This window comes from Sphingomonas sp. (assembly GCF_029239295.1).
Lineage (GTDB): Bacteria > Pseudomonadota > Alphaproteobacteria > Sphingomonadales > Sphingomonadaceae > Sphingomonas.
In genome coordinates, this window is the sequence record NZ_JAQZBC010000003.1 from 1 (window position 1) to 16,749 (window position 16,749).

At 66.9% G+C, this 16,749-nt stretch carries 18 protein-coding genes and 1 tRNA gene; 9 read left to right on the forward strand and 10 right to left on the reverse strand.

The genetic code is table 11. From position 1 onward, the window contains the following. Positions 1-348: 348 nt before the first annotated feature. Positions 349-1,005, reverse strand: a complete 657-nt coding sequence (locus tag K0S66_RS03810) for a Crp/Fnr family transcriptional regulator (protein ID WP_301073814.1) — start codon at positions 1,003-1,005, stop codon at positions 349-351. Between the two features lie 79 nt (positions 1,006-1,084). Here K0S66_RS03810 and K0S66_RS03815 point away from each other — a divergent pair, with 79 nt between their 5' ends. After that, positions 1,085-1,918 (forward strand): TauD/TfdA family dioxygenase, encoded by an 834-nt coding sequence (locus tag K0S66_RS03815; RefSeq protein ID WP_301073815.1) that lies wholly within the window; start codon positions 1,085-1,087, stop codon positions 1,916-1,918. A 44-nt stretch (positions 1,919-1,962) separates the two neighbouring features. On the opposite strand, the gene K0S66_RS03820 is transcribed toward K0S66_RS03815, so the two are convergent. From K0S66_RS03820 to K0S66_RS03850, 7 genes are all read right to left on the reverse strand, one after another. Next, positions 1,963-3,177: a UbiH/UbiF/VisC/COQ6 family ubiquinone biosynthesis hydroxylase gene (locus K0S66_RS03820; RefSeq protein ID WP_301073816.1), complete on the reverse strand. Its 1,215-nt coding sequence runs from the start codon at positions 3,175-3,177 to the stop codon at positions 1,963-1,965. A gap of 156 nt (positions 3,178-3,333) precedes the next feature. Beyond that, positions 3,334-4,107, reverse strand: coding sequence for a peptidoglycan editing factor PgeF (pgeF, locus tag K0S66_RS03825; RefSeq protein WP_301073817.1), 774 nt, complete (start codon positions 4,105-4,107; stop codon positions 3,334-3,336). 26 nt (positions 4,108-4,133) lie between these two features. Further along, positions 4,134-4,649 carry a GNAT family N-acetyltransferase gene (locus K0S66_RS03830; RefSeq protein ID WP_301073818.1) on the reverse strand — a complete coding sequence of 172 codons (516 nt, stop codon included), beginning with the start codon at positions 4,647-4,649 and terminating at the stop codon, positions 4,134-4,136. Then, positions 4,646-5,698, reverse strand: a complete 1,053-nt coding sequence (locus K0S66_RS03835) for an SAM-dependent methyltransferase (protein ID WP_301073819.1) — start codon at positions 5,696-5,698, stop codon at positions 4,646-4,648. Before K0S66_RS03835 ends, K0S66_RS03830 begins: the two co-directional genes overlap by 4 nt. Before the next feature lie 82 nt (positions 5,699-5,780). Beyond that, positions 5,781-6,242, reverse strand: a complete 462-nt coding sequence (locus tag K0S66_RS03840; protein WP_301073820.1) for a GNAT family N-acetyltransferase — start codon at positions 6,240-6,242, stop codon at positions 5,781-5,783. Between the two features lie 63 nt (positions 6,243-6,305). Beyond that, positions 6,306-7,106, reverse strand: coding sequence for a DUF72 domain-containing protein (locus K0S66_RS03845; protein ID WP_301073821.1), 801 nt, complete (start codon positions 7,104-7,106; stop codon positions 6,306-6,308). A 134-nt stretch (positions 7,107-7,240) separates the two neighbouring features. Continuing rightward, positions 7,241-7,315: transfer RNA gene (locus K0S66_RS03850), tRNA-Gly, on the reverse strand. Positions 7,316-7,467: 152 nt separating this feature from the next. Here K0S66_RS03850 and K0S66_RS03855 point away from each other — a divergent pair. The 8 genes from K0S66_RS03855 (at position 7,468) to K0S66_RS03890 (ending at position 14,642) form a co-directional block, all read left to right on the forward strand. Continuing rightward, positions 7,468-8,178, forward strand: a complete 711-nt coding sequence (locus K0S66_RS03855; protein ID WP_301073822.1) for a response regulator transcription factor — start codon at positions 7,468-7,470, stop codon at positions 8,176-8,178. After that, the gene (locus K0S66_RS03860; protein WP_301073823.1) at positions 8,175-9,494 is read left to right on the forward strand and encodes an ATP-binding protein; all 1,320 of its coding nucleotides are present in this window, start codon (positions 8,175-8,177) and stop codon (positions 9,492-9,494) included. Before K0S66_RS03855 ends, K0S66_RS03860 begins: the two co-directional genes overlap by 4 nt. A 90-nt stretch (positions 9,495-9,584) precedes the next feature. Continuing rightward, positions 9,585-10,283 carry a carbonic anhydrase gene (locus tag K0S66_RS03865; RefSeq protein WP_301073824.1) on the forward strand — a complete coding sequence of 233 codons (699 nt, stop codon included), beginning with the start codon at positions 9,585-9,587 and terminating at the stop codon, positions 10,281-10,283. Continuing rightward, positions 10,283-11,812, forward strand: a complete 1,530-nt coding sequence (locus K0S66_RS03870; protein ID WP_301073825.1) for a SulP family inorganic anion transporter — start codon at positions 10,283-10,285, stop codon at positions 11,810-11,812. The genes K0S66_RS03865 and K0S66_RS03870 overlap by 1 nt, the downstream gene beginning before the upstream one ends. 161 nt (positions 11,813-11,973) lie before the next feature. Further along, complete coding sequence (locus K0S66_RS03875) at positions 11,974-12,816, forward strand: TorF family putative porin (protein ID WP_301074021.1); 843 nt, start codon at positions 11,974-11,976, stop codon at positions 12,814-12,816. A gap of 112 nt (positions 12,817-12,928) precedes the next feature. Continuing rightward, positions 12,929-13,825, forward strand: coding sequence for a tetratricopeptide repeat protein (locus K0S66_RS03880; protein WP_301074022.1), 897 nt, complete (start codon positions 12,929-12,931; stop codon positions 13,823-13,825). Continuing rightward, positions 13,822-14,439 (forward strand): LON peptidase substrate-binding domain-containing protein, encoded by a 618-nt coding sequence (locus tag K0S66_RS03885; RefSeq protein ID WP_301073826.1) that lies wholly within the window; start codon positions 13,822-13,824, stop codon positions 14,437-14,439. The genes K0S66_RS03880 and K0S66_RS03885 overlap by 4 nt, the downstream gene beginning before the upstream one ends. Then, on the forward strand, positions 14,436-14,642 hold the full coding sequence (locus K0S66_RS03890) for a Trm112 family protein (protein ID WP_301073827.1): 207 nt from the start codon (positions 14,436-14,438) through the stop codon (positions 14,640-14,642). Before K0S66_RS03885 ends, K0S66_RS03890 begins: the two co-directional genes overlap by 4 nt. A gap of 113 nt (positions 14,643-14,755) precedes the next feature. On the opposite strand, the gene pal is transcribed toward K0S66_RS03890, so the two are convergent. Further along, positions 14,756-15,274: a peptidoglycan-associated lipoprotein Pal gene (gene pal / locus K0S66_RS03895; RefSeq protein ID WP_301073828.1), complete on the reverse strand. Its 519-nt coding sequence runs from the start codon at positions 15,272-15,274 to the stop codon at positions 14,756-14,758. A gap of 59 nt (positions 15,275-15,333) precedes the next feature. After that, a complete protein-coding gene (tolB, locus tag K0S66_RS03900) occupies positions 15,334-16,698 on the reverse strand; it encodes a Tol-Pal system beta propeller repeat protein TolB (protein ID WP_301074023.1) in 1,365 nt (454 codons plus the stop codon). Positions 16,699-16,749 lie beyond the last annotated feature (51 nt).

The following is a 16,749-nucleotide window of genomic DNA, read 5'->3' on the forward strand; positions in this document are numbered from 1 at the left end:
GGCACCATTTTCCGGTCAAAGTTGGGCAGCGTCCCATCTTTGACGGGAAGTTCAACGGCCAAGCCGTTCTCTCAACCTAAAGTAGCTGCTCGCGATCGCGATCTCTGGTTGCGCTTGTCGTCCCTTGTTGATGAACAACTTGAGGCGCCGTCGGCGAATAGCGGGTCTGCTGCGAAAAGGACGGCCGCGATACGCCAGCCGCCGCGGCATCGCGTGCGAACATCGCATGATCGGCAACCGCGAGGAGGTGGCAGAGCTGGCGATGCGTGATCTGCACACCGTACGGCGCGCCGCTCGCCCGCGCCCGCTAGGGCAAAGGCGCGGCAGCGATGGCCGCCGTCGGGCCGTTCATGCGAAGCGGCTGCCACCGTCGACCGCTGCCAGCGCCGCCGCATCGAGCACGCTGACACGGCCATAGCCGCGACGGATCGCGCCGGCCGCCTCCAACGCGGCGAGATGCGCATTGGTCGCCTTGCGCGACAGCCCGCACAGTTCGGCAAGATCGGATTGCGACAGCGGCGCCTCTCCGGCTTCCGCAAAGGGCAGCAGCCGCGCGGCGATCCGTGCCCGTGGCGGCAGGGCGAGCATCTGCGCCAGCGAATGAACGCTGGCGTCGAGCTGCGCGTACACAAGTGTGCTGACCGCTTGCCACAGGAGCGGAAGATCGGCCGCGACCCGCTCCAGCGCGCGATCGTTGATCGTGAAGACACGGCTGGGCGGCCCGGCGCGGGCGGTCACGATGCGCGGACCGCCGCCGTGCCGCTGCGATTGGCCAAAGGCGCCCCCCGTCTGCGCCACGCCGACCAGGATCGTGCGCTCACCGACCGTGGCTTCCAGCCGCACCAGGCCGCCGAGCACCAGAACCAGGCCGGTGGCATCGTCCCCCTCCCCATATACCCACTGCCCGGCGGACAGCGATATGAGCCGCCCGGCCTGCGCGAGCCGTTCCTGAAGCGCGGCCGGCTGGCGCGCAAACCATCGGCTGACCAGAAGCTCCTGAAGCATCTTTTGGAATGTAACCCACGTGACATTCTGTGCCCAGCGGGTCCGGTACGATCCCGGTCGAAGAACAAGGAGAGGATCGATGACGACAACACGGATGCGCCCGCTGTCGGAGCATGTCGGCGTGGAGGCGAGCGGCGTGGATCTCAACACGATCGACGACGCTACCTTCGGCACGCTGCGCCGCGCGCTGGCCGATCACGGGATCCTCTTCGTCCGCGATCAAGCGATGTCGCCCGAACAGCATATCGCCTTTGCGCGGCGCTGGGGCACGATCGACGTCAACAAATACTTCCCCGCGAACGGCGGCTATCCCGAGATCGCCGAGGTGCGGAAGGCGGAGACCCAGCAGACCAACATCGGCGGCGGCTGGCACACCGATCACAGCTATGACCAGGTGCCGGCGATGGGATCGATCCTGCTGGCGCGCGAAACACCGCCGACCGGCGGCGACACGCTGTTCGCCGGCATGGGCGCAGTCTTCAACAGCCTGTCAGACGGGTTGAAAGCGACGTTGCGCGAGCTGCGCGCGGTGCATTCCGCCGACCATATCTACAGCGCCGACGGGATTTACGCGAAGACCGACCAGGCGGCCGACCTGAAGGGTCATGACGAACGGACCCACGCGATCCACCCCGCCGTTATCCGGCACCCGCAGACCGGCCGTGAGATCCTGTACGTCAATCCCGCCTTCACGCTCCATTTCGAGGGGTGGACGCGGGAGGAAAGCGTACCGCTGCTGACATATCTCTATCAGATGGCAATGCAGGAGCGGTTCCACTGCCGCGTCAGCTGGGCACCGGGCTCGCTCGCCATCTGGGACAATCGGTCAACCTGGCATCTGGCGATGAACGACTATCACGGCCATCGCCGGCTGATGCACCGGATCACCATCGCGGGAGAGCCGCTGCACTGATCCCGCCGCTGCACAGGTCGGCGCGGGCGCCTCCCACGGCTGAATCAGATGGTCATGCCCTGGAGCAGGCGTGGCAGCGCGCCGCTCTCGCCGCGCGCCTCCGCCATGAACCGGTCTTTCAGCGGCGGGATGGCGTTGACCGCGGAAATGCCGAAACGGCGCACCGCGCTGGCCGTCCGCCCGGGAATACCGAACAGCCGCGTCAGCACGTCGGTGGCGCCAGCGACCATCATTGTGTCGAGGCTGCGCCAGCGGCGATAGCGGTCGAGCAGTTGCGCGTCGCCCGCCTCCAGCCCGAGGCGGCGCCCCTCCACCAGCACCTCGGTCAGTGCCGCGACGTCGCGGAAACCCAGGTTCAGCCCCTGCCCCGCTATCGGGTGGATGCCATGCGCGGCGTCGCCGACCAGTGCCAGCCGCTCGGCGGTGATTGCCGCGGCATGGTGGAAGCCCAGCGGGTAGCTGGCGCGCGGGCTCGCCTTGTACAGCGTGCCGAGGAACCCGCCCATCCGCTTCTCCGCTTCCGCCAGAAACGCGCGGTCGGACAGCTTCAGCATCGCCGGCCCCTGCGCCTGCTTCACCGACCAGACGATGGCGCAGCGATGGCCGTCGGCATCATCGACCAGCGGCAGCAGCGCGAACGGGCCGGTGGGATAGAAGATCTCGAACGCGATGTTCTCGTGCGACCGTTCGTGGTGAAACGCACCGATGATCGCGGCATGGTCATAGCGCCAATTGGCCGTAGTGATGCCGGCGGCGGCACGCGTCGGCGAATTGCGCCCTTCGGCGGCCACCAGCAGCGATGCCGTAACGGTGGTGCCGTCGCTGAGCGTTGCGCGCACGCCGGTGGCGGAACGATCAACCTCAACGGCGCGGGTCAGCGGACGAAAATCGACGCCGCTTTCCCCCATGCTGTCGGCCAGCGCGCGGCGCAGCGCACGGTTTTCATACATCGTGCCGAGCGCGCCATCGTCGGCATCCGGGATGAAATCGAGCGCCCCCGGTTCCAGCCCGTCGCTGACCCGGATCTGGCGGATGGCACATCCCTGCCCGCTGAGCCGGTCGGCGACACCGATCGCCTCCAGCATCCGGTGGCTGGCGCTGGCGATCGCCGAGGCGCGGCCGTCAAAGCCCGCGGACAGCGTAACCGAGGGGTCGGCCGGATCGATGACGATGGTGGAAAGGCCGTGGCGGTCGAGCGCCAGTGCCAGCGTCGCGCCGACCAGCCCGCCGCCCAGGATCAGGACGTCCGCGTGTTGCATGTGAGTCATCCGATACGCTCTTTCCGCCGTCAGCCTGCCGCCGCCACGTCACTCGCGCCGCTGTATCGCGGGACAACGATTCAGGCGGCGTGCATCCTGACCCATGACAAGTCTCTCACGGCTCTAGCGGTTGCATGCCCCAAGCGAAAGCACGGCTCAGCGCAGGCCGATGATCGCGATCTGGCGGCCATAATCGGGCTCGCCGCGATGCGTCGCCCGCCGATAGCTGAAGAAGCGGTCCTCATCGGCATAGGTGTCCAGCCCCAGCGCCTCGATCCGCTGTACCCCCGCGCTCGCCAGGCGATGCGCGACATAGGCTTCCAGGTCGAACTTGGCGTGCCCGGCGCGGGCATCGACGAAGAAGCGCTCGTTGGCGGGATCCTCCTCCTCGAACCGGCGGCGGAACGCTTCGTCCACCTCATAGCTCGCCCGCGCGATACACGGGCCGATTGCCGCGGTTATCCGGTCACGCCGCGCGCCTAGCGCCTCCATGGCGCTGAGCGTAGCATCCGTCACCCCGCCGATCGCGCCCTTCCACCCGGCATGCGCCGCGCCGACCACGCCGGCCTCACGGTCGGACAGCAGCACGGGCGCGCAATCAGCGGTCAGGATGCCCAGCGCCAAACCTGGACGATCGGTAACCATCGCGTCAGCGCGCGGCCGTTCGGGCATGTCCTGCGTGATCGTGACGCACTCCGCCGAATGGACCTGAAAGCAGGTGACCAGCGGCGCGCCTGGCAGCACCGCCGCGGCCGCACGGCGGCGGTTCTCCTCCACCGCGGCGCGATCATCGTCGGATCCCAGCCCGACGTTCAGCCCGCCGTGCAGCCCCTGCGACACGCCGCCGCGCCGCCCCAGGAAGCCGTGCGCCACATCGCCCAGCGTGCGGGCGCGTATCACCTCCACGCCGCTCCCGTCGTCAACGCTCACATGTCCGGCGCTCACATCCACGCCGTTCACAGGGCGCGCCGCATGATGAGATCGCGGTCGATCTGCGAGCCGGTCTGAAAGGCGTAGTCGCCGACGTGGACGAAGCCGTGCTTGGCGTAGAAGGCGCGGGCGCGCAGGTTTTCTTCCCAGACGGTGAGCAAGATGGCTTCCTTTCCGCGCGCGTGCGCGACGTCATACGACCATTGCAGCAGTTGCGCGGCGACGCCGCTGCCATGCTGCGCCGGATCGACATACAGTTGGTGAAGGTGAAGCGCGTCGTCCGCCGGCACCTCGCCCGAAAAGAACGTCGGGCCCAGCTTGCAATAACCGACCACCGCTTCGCCCCGCACGGCCAGCTGGAAATCGAATGCCGGATCGGCCAGCTGCCGCCGCAGCGTCCCGCTAGGGCCGTAATGCTGCGCGACATAGGCATCGATATCGGCCGGCGGCGCCGAATGGCCAAAGGTCTCAAGCCAGACGTACCGTGCCATCGTATCGAGCGGCTCGGCATCGGCGGGGGTCGCCGGGCGATAGGTGATCATGCGAAGCCTGCCGGTTGCGGCCACTCGGGATGGCGCATCGCCAGCACCTTGAACAGCGATCCCATCGTATCGACCAGCCTTTCGCGGTCGGCCGCCACCTGCGGGCCCAGCGCCGCGGCGCGCGCATCGATGCCAAGCTGGACGAGGAAGCTGCCCTGCCCGACGGGTCCGGATACGATCGCCCCGCTGGCGGTGCCGACGATGCCCAGCGTCGCGAAATCGACATGCGCCGTCAGATCACGCTCGCCCGGTTCCTCGAACGGATTGGCAAAGGCGTGGCCGCCCACCGCCTGCAGCGTCTCGCCCACCGCCGGCCCTTCATAGCCATAATCGATCGCGAGCAGCGCACCCCCCTGCGCCACAATCCGGGCGGCGAGCACGCGCATGATCCCGACGCTGGCGGGCGAGGTTTCGATGATCGCGCCCGGCGGCGAATCCTGCAGATGCTCCGGGATGATGCTGTCGGGCACGACCGCGCCGCCGATCGGCAGGAACAGCGTATCCTGACAGGCGACCAGCCGCTCGCGCCAGCCGGCCGGCCCACGCACCAGCTGGCGGATCGGCAACGCATCGAAAAACTCGTTGGCGATGACGATCATCGGGCGATCAGTGGGCAGATCCTCGACATCGTCGTGCCAGACGGCATTCGGCACCGCCTCCGCCTGCCGCGCGCGCAGCGTCGGGCTGGTTTCGACGAAAAGGACCGGTGGGGTGAAGCCGGCCTTTGCCGCGGCGCGTAGCGCGTCGGCGGTCAGCGTGCCGCGCCCCGGCCCCAATTCGACCCAGCGCACGTCGGGCCGTCCCGCGCGATCCCACAGGTCCGCCGCCCACAGCCCGATCAACTCGCCGAACATCTGGCTGATCTCTGGCGCGGTGGTGAAATCACCCTCCGCGCCCAGCGGGTCGCGCGTCGCATAATAATGCGCGTTCGCCGCCGCCATGAACTGGCTGACCGGGATCGGGCCACCGAGCGCGATCGCGCGGGCGAGACGTTCGGGAAGGTTGCCCTCCGTCGGGGCGGGCATAGCGGGAACGGCGGCGTCACTCATCGGTCTGGCGACATGCCCGCCGCCGCCGCGCGCCGCAACCCGGCTGCGTACCGGCCGAGCATCGGCAGACGGCGCGCACGCGTCAGGTGGGCGATCGGGTCAGGCGCAGGCGTATATTTTCAAACGGCAGGCCTTCATCGTCCATTGCCCGGCGCGACTGCTCCTGAAAGCCGAGCCGCCGATAGAATCGCAGCGCCGCGGCGTTGTGGACATAGACGTCCAGCTCCAAGTCGCCCCGCAGCGCCATCGCCTGATCGATCAACCGCCGGCCGATCCCCCGACCCTGCATGTCAGGCGCCACGAAGAGCCCCCCGACGAACGTGTCGAGCAGGCTGATGAACCCGACCGGCGCACCGTCGACCATCGCGACCCATGTCTCGGAATTAGGAAGATACTGATCCTCGATCAGCGCACGCTGTTCGATCAGGCGCTGCTCACCGATGAAGGAATGGGCGATGAGTGAGGCGTCGAGCCAGATCTGCGACAATGCCGTCGTTTCCGCCGATCCCTCATAGGGCCGGATGATGATGGGGTCGTCGTCCATGGTTCCCGTGTGAAATTCTATGCCCAGGGGCTTTCGACACCAACCGGCATAACGTGCCTGCGTTCAGGCCGACAGCCGCTCGATCATCGCCATCGCACCGTGCGGTGCACGCACCTTGGCCCCGTTTATGAAGAACACGAAGGTTTCACGCGGCCGGACCGGCGCTGCTGCATCGGCAACATAGGGCAACCCCTCGGGCTGGTGCCCCGCGGCCCAGCCACGCGCCACCTGTGTCCAGCGATCGAGCGCGTCGGGGGCATAGCCCGCCGGCTCCTCCTCCACCGCATTCTCCAGCCGGGCATAGACGAAGTCGCCTGATATGTCGGCGATCGCCGGGTAACTGGCCGAATCGCCAAACACGATCGCGACACCCGCCGCGCGGCACAGCGCGACGAACTCGGGCACTGCGAAACTGTCGTGCCGCACCTGAATGGCGTGGCGCAGCGGCACGCCGTCATGCGAGGCCGGCAGCAGCTCCAGGAAAGCGGCGATGTCCACGGGGTCAAACTTTCGCGTGGCGGCGAATTGCCACAGGATCGGGCCCAGTCGGTCGCCCAGCTCAACAATTCCCTGCCCGACGAACCGGGATACGGACTCCCCCGCCTCCGCCAGCACCTTGCGCGTCACGCAATAACGCGATGCCTTCAGCGCAAAGACGAAGCCGTCGGGCGCCGTCTTGGCCCATCCGGCAAAGGTCGCGGGCTTGAAGCTGCTGTAAAAGGTGCCGTTCACCTCGATCGCGGTGACGTGAGCGGCGGCATATTCCAGCTCGCGCTTGATCGGCCATTTCGGCGGATAGAAGCTGCCGCGCCAGGGCTCGAAGGTCCAGCCGCCAATGCCAACGCGAATCGGTGCATCTGTCATGCCCGACCTTAACCTGCCGAACGCGCAAGCGAACCCCGCCGCGGTGAAGCTGGCTGCGTTTGCAGAACGACGATATTTGCGGTGGTCTAGGGCGAGATATTCTCGCCGGGGTCGCTGCCCGTATTGGCAGCGACTGGAGCGGGCGAAGGGATTCGAACCCTCGACCCCAACCTTGGCAAGGTTGTGCTCTACCCCTGAGCTACGCCCGCTCTGGCGCCGTGTCCCGGAAGCTTCCGGGCTGGGTGAGGCGCGGCCACTAGCAGCGAGTTTGGGACCCTGCAACCCCAAAATCTTCAGCAATGTAACGTCACCGTCAGGAACATTGACCGAAGCGGCCCTTCCCGACTAGTTCGCACCCTGCATGACCGCCCCTACCATATTGCTCGTGGAGGACGATCCGGCGCTGCGTATGCTCACCGCTCGCGCGCTCCAGGAAAACGGCTTCAACGTGCGCCCCGCCTCGGCGGCGCCTGAAATGTGGCTCGCGCTTGATTCGGGCCCGGTCGATCTCGTGCTGCTCGATATCATGCTGCCCGGGACGAGCGGGATCGACCTGTGTCGGTCGCTCCGCCAGAAAAGCGACGTTCCGATCATCTTCATGTCCGCGCGTTCCAGCGAGACCGACCGCGTCGTCGGGCTTGAGCTGGGCGCCGACGATTACATCGCCAAGCCGTTCGGCGTGCGCGAGCTGGTCGCACGCGTCCGCGCAGTGCTCCGCCGCCCGGCGCTCGACCGCCGGTCGGGCGAGGGTGACCACGGGATGCTGCGCTTCGAAGGCTGGACAGTGAACCTGCCGCGGCGCGAGCTGACCTCGCCCACCGGCGCCTCGGTCGACCTGACCGGCGCGGAATTTGATCTGCTGGTGGCCCTCGCTGACCATGCGCAGCGCGTGATCGCGCGTGAGCGGCTGATCGAATTGTCGCGCACCCGGCTGGGCGACAGTTCCGATCGCTCGATCGACGTGCTGATCAGCCGGCTGCGGCGCAAGCTGTCGAGCGCCGGCGAACAGGCGCCGATCGTGACGGTGCGCGGTGTCGGCTATATGCTCAACGTCCCCGTGGAGCGCAGTTGAGGCGCTGGATACCGTCGGTCGGCCTGCTTGGGCAGGTCGTCGCGATTCTCCTCCTCACGATGGTCATCGAGTTCGGCGTGTCGACCGCGCTGTACGAACGGGCGAGCGAGTTTTCGGTCCGTGACGACGAATCGCGCCGGCTGGCCGAACATCTCGTCATCAGCCGACGGCTGCTGGAGGATCGCCCGCCGGCACAGCGGACCGCGCTGGCCAATGAACTGACCACCGATCGCTACGAGGTGCATTGGCAGAGCGCGGCCGGTGTCCCGCCCAATCCCGATCCCGCGCTTGATGCGATGCGCCGCCAGATCGTCGATTGGGAGCCTGCGCTGCGCACCGGCGACATCCGCCTGCGGCTGATCTCTCCCGGTCGAAGCTCCAAGGTGATGGGCGCGTTGCGGCTGCGCGATGGCAGCTGGCTGCAATTCCGCACGCTGGAGGCGGTCGCCAAGCTCGACTTCGCTTACGAACGCGTGTTGCTGGGGCTGGTCCCCGCCGTGGCGCTGATGATCCTGGGCGGATTGATGCTCCGCCGCGCGCTGAAGCCGTTGAAGCAACTGGCCGAGGCGGCCGATCGTGTCGGCCATTATGAGGTCGGCTCGGTCCCCGAAGATGGTCCGCGCGAGGTGCGCCGGCTCGTCTCTGCATTCAACCGGATGCAATCACGTATCACGGCGCTGATCGAGGCGCGTACCCAGTCGCTGGCCGCCGTCGGACACGATCTGCGCACACCGCTCGCCCGGCTGCGGCTGCGCACCGAAGCGATCGAGAGCAACGAGACGCGCGCCGCGATCGGCCAGGATGTTTCGGAGATGGAGGCGATGATCGCCTCGCTCCTCGCCTTCCTCGGCGGTGACACCGATCCGGAGAAACCGACCTCGCTCGACCTTGCGGTGCTGTGCGCGACGCTGGTCGATGACGCCACTGACCGCGGCTATGAGGCGACGTATGTCGGGCCGGATCATTTCGAACTGCGGCTGCGCCGGCTGGCGATCAAGCGCGCGCTGACGAACCTGATCGAGAATGCGCTCCATTACGGCGAGCGAGTCACCGTGGTGCTGGAGCCCGGCGACGGCCTGGTGACGATTCGCGTGATGGACGATGGCCCCGGCATTCCGGAGAACCAGATGGAGGCCGTGCTGGAGCCGTTCGTCCGGCTGGATCCGGCGCGCGGGCGCAATACGGTGGGCTTTGGCCTCGGCCTCCCAATCGTGGTGCAGGCGATCGCGGCGGAGGACGGACAGCTGATGCTGTCGAACCGCGCCAGCGGCGGGCTGGTCGCGACGGTCACGTTGCCGATCACCCGGCTCGCCTGACCGATCAGACATTAAATGTAACGTTGGCGCTGCGGTCCAGAAAAGCGCAGCAACTAAATAAGCTGTTCCAGTTTTATAGGAGCAGCCCCCGTGAACGAACTTATCGGTCGGGTCTTCAACTTCGAAAAGAAGGTCTACGAAGACAGCCGTGCGCTTTATTCAAAGCTCGCGAACCATGGGCAGGAGCCGAAGGCGCTGATCATCAGCTGCGCCGACTCGCGAATCGTGCCCGAGCAAATTATGCAGGCACAGCCGGGCGATCTGTTCGTCTGCCGTAACGCCGGCAATATTGTGCCGCCCTATGCAACTCAGAACGGCGGCGTCACTTCCACAGTGGAATACGCAATTGCCGCACTCGGCATCCGCGACATCATTGTCTGCGGCCACTCCGATTGTGGCGCGATGAAGGGTCTGGCTGGCGATCCGGCGAAGCTGGAGCCGATGCCGAACGTCGCAGCCTGGCTGCGTCACGGCTCCGCCGCGCGCCAGGTTGTCGATTCGAGCTATCCCGATCTCGAAGACAGCGAGCGCGTCCGCGTGATCAGCCTGGAGAACGTCGTGGTCCAGCTGGCGCATCTGCGCACCCATCCGTCGGTCGCGGCCGGCGTCGCGCGCGGTGAGATCGCGCTGCACGGCTGGTTCGTCGACATCCACAATGGGCAGATGCTGGCGCTGAACGGCCAGACCTCGCGCTTCGAGGCGGTTCGCGCCGACAAGCCACTGCCGGTGGCCGTCCCCGCAGAGAGGCGCCTCGCGGCTGACCTCCCCTTCCAAGAGGCAGCGGAATAATGAAGCAGGATGCGATCGAGCGCCCTGGCGTCTCCATTCCCTCTTTGAAGTTCTTTGGTCGGGACTTCACTGCCTCGATCGTGGTCTTCCTCGTCGCAATGCCCTTGTGCATGGGCATCGCGATCGCTTCCGGTGTGCCGCCTGAAAAAGGCCTGATCACCGGCATCATCGGCGGTATCGTCGTTGGTGCGCTGGCCGGATCGCCGCTTCAGGTGTCCGGTCCGGCCGCCGGCCTGGCGGTGATCGTCTTTGAATTGGTGCGAGACCAGGGCCTGTCGGCGCTGGGCCCCATCCTGATCCTGGCCGGTGCGATTCAGGTCGTTGCCGGTATCTTCCGCCTCGGCGGCTGGTTCCGGGCGATCAGCCCGGCAGTGGTGCACGGCATGTTGGCGGGCATCGGCGTGCTGATCGTCGTGGGCCAGTTCCACGTGCTGTTCGATCACAAGCCGCTGTCGTCCGGCCTGGAAAACCTGGCAGCGATGCCGGGCCGTCTGCTCGGCCTGTCGACCGATCTGCAGGCGACCGAGCTGGCGTTCATGCTGGCGCTCGTCACGATCGGCAGCATGGTGGGGTGGGAGAAGTTCCGCCCGCAGTCGCTGCGCCTCGTTCCCGGTGCGCTGGTCGGCGTGGTCGCGGCAACGCTGCTCACCGTCTTCCTCGGCATCGACGTCGCGAAGGTCGTGGTTCCGGAATCGATCATGGGTGCCATTGCGCCGCCGGAAAGCGGCTTCCTCGCCCGCTTTGCCGATCCGGCCGTGATCACCGCCGCTGTCGCCATCGCCTTCATCGCGTCGGCCGAAACGCTGCTGTCCGCCGCCGCGGTCGACAAGATGCACGACGGCGTTCGTACCGACTACAACAAGGAACTGCGCGCGCAGGGCGTGGGTAACCTGCTCTGCGGCTTTGCCGGCTCGCTGCCGATGACCGGCGTGATCGTTCGTTCGTCCGCCAATGTGCAGGCCGGCGCGGTCACCCGTTCCTCGGCGATCCTGCACGGCGTCTGGATCCTCGGCTTCGTCGCGCTGCTGCCGTGGTTGCTGCGCGCCATCCCGATGGCGGCACTGGGCGCGGTACTGGTCGTCACCGGCTGGCGCCTGGTCAGCCTGAAGCATGCGCAGCACCTGTATCGCGATTATGGCGTCCTGCCGGTCGTGATCTGGGCGGCAACGCTGATCATGGTCGTTGCTACCGATCTGCTCACCGGCGTGCTGGTCGGCATCGGCCTGACGGTGCTGGAACTGGTGCCCAACCTGCGCCGCCTGCGTCTGCGGGTGTTCGAGCAGCAGGACGGCGAATCGCACGCCATCTCGCTCGATGGCTCGGCGACCTTCGTCACCCTGCCCAAGCTGTCCGCGACGCTCGATCGCGTGCCGGCCAACGCGCCGTGCCGCCTCGACGTATCGAAGCTGGATGCGGTCGATCATACGTCGGCGGAACTGCTGCGTGACTGGTTCCAGCGCCGCAAGGCAGCTGGTAGTCCGGTCGAGCTGCGCGGTCAGCGTGGCCGGATCGCCACACTGGCAGCCTGACGTACCCGGAAACACTTTGACGCAATCTGGCAATGTTACGTTGATATTGCTGCGATAGCGTCAAAGTGTCCGGCCAGCGAGCGACCGCTCCCCTGCATGGGGGAGGAGGAGCGCAAGCGGACCGGAAGCAGGAGGAGCCTCTGCAAACAGGAGGTTCCATGATGTTTCTGAAGTATCTGCCTGCCGCGTTCCTCGCGGTCGCCGCTCTTCCCGCCCACGCTCAGGAAGAGCCTCCCAAACCCGTAACCGTCAGCGGCAGCATCGCGCTGGTCTCCGACTATCGCTATCGTGGCGTCTCGCAGACCGACAAGGAGATGGCCGTCCAGGGCGGCATCACCGTCAAGCATGAAAGCGGCGTGTACGCCGGCGTATGGGGATCGAACCTCGCCGGCTGGGGCACGTTCGGCGGCTCCAACATGGAGCTGGACCTGATCGGCGGATTTGCCACCGAGGTATCGCCCGGCGTCAACCTCGACGTCGGCCTCACCTGGTACATGTATCCGGGCGGGGCAGACAAAACCGACTTTGCCGAACCCTATGTGAAGGTATCGGGCACGCTGGGCCCGGTGAACCTGCTGGCCGGTGTCGCCTACGCGCCGAAGCAGCAGGCGCTCGGCCGCTGGTACTTCAGCGGCGCCGATGCCGCAGCCGGGGTCTACAATGATCCGGGTGACAAGGAAGACAATCTGTACCTGTGGGTCGACGGATCGGTCGGCATTCCCTCGACGCCGCTGACGGCAAAGGCGCATGTCGGCTTTTCCGATGGCAACCGCGGCCTGGGCCCGAACGGCACCAGCATCGCGCCGACCGGCAAATACCTCGACTATCTGATCGGGCTCGACTTCGCGGTGCCCAGCACCCCGCTGACGCTGGGCGTGGCGTTCGTCGACACGAACCTGAAGAAGCGCGAGATAGCGTACCTCCAGCCCAATTTCTCCTCCACCAAGAACGGCAGCCGGATCGATTCCGATACGGTCGTTTTCTCGGTCAGCGCGGCCTTCTGAACCGGGCACGCGAAGTTCGGCTTTAGGATGGGCGGGGGGTTTGCTTCCCCTCGCCCATCCCCACATAAGGGCCCGAACCATCAATCGGGAGCAGCCCTTGGCTACGCTGGGAATGAGTGCCGCGGAAAAGGAAGCCGTTCAGGCATTCCGCACGGATGTGGTCGAGCCGTCGATGACGAAGCTCGTCATTATCGATTTCTGGGCCGAATGGTGCGGCCCGTGCAAGGCGCTGACCCCGGTGCTGGAAAAGGTCGCGGCCGCCTACGCTGACAAGGGCGTCGTGCTGGCCAAGGTCGATACCGACAAGAACCAGTTCATCGCCTCGCAATTCCAGATCCGCTCGATCCCGACCGTTTATGCGATGTTCCAGGGGCAGCTGGTGGCCGACCTGACCAGTGCGCGCACCGAGTCGGCGTTGCGCACGATGCTCGACCAGTTGCTGCGCCAGCTGCCGATCCAGGGCGAGGCACAGTCGCAGGAAGCGGAACTCGAACCGCTGATCGCAATGGGCGAGGATGTGCTGGCTCAGGGCGATGTCGAACGCGCCCTGTCGATCTTCGACCAGCTCATGGAAATGGCGCCGGAACATCCTGCCGTCCTGTCCGGCCGCATCCGCGCGCTGGTCGCCGCCGGCGCGCATGACGAGGCGCAGGCGATGCTCGACACGCTGCCCGAGGACGTCGCCAAGCGCCCCGATATCGAGCGTGCGCGCGCCGCGCTGGCGCTCGCCCAGTCCGCGCCGCCTGTCGACGATCTCGCCCCGCTGGAGGCCGCCGTCGTCGCCAACCCGGACGATCATCAGGCCCGCTTCGATCTCGCCAATGCCCAGATGGCGGCGGGCCAGCGCGATGCGGCTGCCGACAATCTTCTCTCGATCATTGCCAGCGAGCGTGAATGGAATGAGGGCGCGGCGCGCCAGCAGCTGCTGAAGCTGTTCGAGGTCGTCGGGCTGGAGGATCCGTGGGTATCGGCGCAGCGCCGCCGACTGTCCGCCATCCTGTTCGGATGACCCGGCTCTCCATCTTCCCCCTGCCCGGTGCTCTTTTGTTTCCGGGCATGCACTTGCCGCTGCACATTTTCGAGCCGCGGTACCGCGCGATGATCTCCGATGCGATGGCGCGGGACCGGCGGATCGGCATGATCCAGCCGCGGATGATGGAGGCGGGCGCCGGCGACAAGCCGGCGCTGTACGACATTGGCTGTGTCGGTCGGATCGCCGACATCGAGATGCTGGACGATGGCCGGTCCAATCTGGTGCTGGAGGGCGTGTCGCTGTTCCGGCTCGAGCGCGAGCTCGACGTCGCCACCCTCTTCCGCCAGGTTGAGGCGACGCTGCTGCCCGAGCCGCCGCCCGAGACGCTGTCGCTCGGGGAGCGGTCCGCGCTGGAGCTGGAGGCACGGCGCTTTGCCGACCATCAGGGTTATGCCGTGGACTGGGAAGCCGTCGCCCGGCTCGACGACCAGAGCCTCGTCAACGGCATCGCGCAGATCGCGCCCTTCGACGTAGCGGCCAAGCAAGCGCTGCTCGAGGCGGACGGGATCAAGATGCGCGCCGACCTGATCGTCCAGCTGATGCAATTCTTCGGCCGCCACGACGGCGACGACCGGGTGACGCTCCAGTGAACACGGATTCGTCGGGAGTGACGATCGATCCGTGGCTGCTCGAGCGGCTGGTCTGCCCTGTCACGCGCACCCCGCTGGTGCTGGATAAGGCGGCCGGCGAGCTCATCTCCGCCGCCGCCGGCCTCGCCTATCCGATCCGCGATGGCGTGCCGGTGCTGCTGGCCGAGGAGGCCCGCGCGATCCCGCCGACACCAACCGACTGATCGGCCCACCAGCCGGGCAGGTTCAGGCGCAAAAAGGGCGCCGGTGCGATTGGCACCGGCGCCCTTTGCATGACCGCGGCGAGCGCGCGGACCCCGCGCCGCTCGCCGGCAAATCAGTTCAGCACCACCGTCACTGCACGGCGGTTCTGTGCCCAGCTTTCCTCGTCCGAGCCGAGCGCCAGCGGGCGTTCCTTGCCATAGCTGATCGTGGTGATGCGGCTCGGCGACACGCCGCGCGCGACCAGATAGTTCTTGGCGGCGTTGGCGCGGCGATCACCCAGCGCCAGATTGTACTCACGCGTGCCGCGCTCGTCGGCGTGGCCCTCGATCGTCACGCGCACGTTGGGATAACGCTGCAGCCACACGACCTGGCTGTCCAGGATGCCGCGCGCGGTGCCGTCGATATCATATTGGTCCAGGCCGAAATTGACGGTGTCGCTGGTCACGGAGCGCTTGAAATCCTCCGCCGAACCCGGCGTCACCACGCCATCCGCCGGTCCGGTCGCTCCGGTCTGCCCCGTCGTCGGCGCCTCGCCGGGCGCTGGCGGCAGCACCTCCGGCCGCTTCTTGGAACAGGCCGCGGTGGTCACCAATGCCGCTGCGAGCAGGACGGTGGTCGTCAGTCTGGCCATTTTCTTTTCTCCCATTTTCAGCCCCGTTGCCCCCCAGTAACAGCATTCCACTAACAGTTTTACGGCCGCAACGGACCCCATGAGGGGTCCGACCCGTCCAGCGGCGTCGGCACCCGGCGTTCGTTGACGCCGGTGAGGTCGACCGACCACAGATCCGCCTTGCCGCTGCGCCCCTGCGCCGAACGATAGAACATCAGCACACGGCCGTTGGGTGCCCAGCTCGGGCCCTCGTCATGCCAGCCGTTGGTGAGGATCTTCTCGCCGCCGCCATTGGCGTTCATGATGCCGATGCGAAAGCCGCCCGACATGCGCGTGAACGCGATCAGGTCACCACGCGGGCTCCATGCCGGCGTGCCATAGCGGCCGCCGCCGAAGCTGATGCGCTGCTGGTTCGATCCATCGGCGTTCATCACGTACAATTGCTGCCCGCCGGAACGGTCGCTCTCGAACACGATCTTGCTGCCATCGGGCGAATAGCTGCCGCCGGTGTCGATCCCGGGCGAATTGGTCAGCCGCTGCGGCGTGCCGCCGGATGCGGGCACGCGATACAGGTCGGTGTTGCCGCCCGTCGCCATCGAGAACAGGATCCAGCGGCCATCGGGCGAGAAGCGCGGTGCGAAGGTCGTCGCGACATTCTGCACCACCAGCCGCTGCCGGCCGCTGCCGATCTCATAGACATAGATCGCCGGCACCCGGCCGACATAGCTCATGTACACGATCGACTGCTGGTTGGGCGAGAAACGCGGCGTCAGCACGATCGACTGGCCGTTGGTCAGGAAGCGGTGGTTGGCGCCGTCCTGGTCCATGATCGACAGGCGCTTGATGCGCTTGCCCTTCGGCCCCGTCTCCGAAACATAGACCACGCGGCTGTCGAAATACGGCCCTTCGCCGGTCAGCCGGGCATAGACCATGTCGGCGCATTTGTGCGCCGCGCGCCGCCAGTCGGACGGCGGCACGACGAAGCCCTGGCGCATCAATTCGGTCTGCGCGGACACGTCGAACAAATAGCAGCCGACCGTCAGCGTGCCGTCGCCATTGGCGCGGATATACCCCTGCACCAGCGCCTGCGCGCCCGTGCCTGCCCAATAGCTGAACGCCGGGCTCTGCACCTCGGGGAACATCACCGTGCGCAGCTGCGCCGGTGACAGCGGCTGGAACAGGCCCGAATTACGCAGGTCGTTGGTGACGATCTCCGCCAGCTGCCGCCCCAGCGCGTCGGTCGACCCGGCGGGCGTCTGCACCACCGTGGCAGGCGGCATGAAGGGGATGGCGATCGGCATCGGCGCGGAAATGCCGCCCGTTACGTCGACTTCCAGCGGGCCACCCGTGGTCTGTGCCGGTGCCGCGGCTGCGGCCGGCGCGGGTACGTTGAGCGGCGTCGGCGGCACGTCCTGCGCAACGGCAGTGGTCGCCAGCAACGTCATGAACAGCGTCATCACGCCGGCGCGCACCGGGCGCGAAGGCCGGGCAGCTCC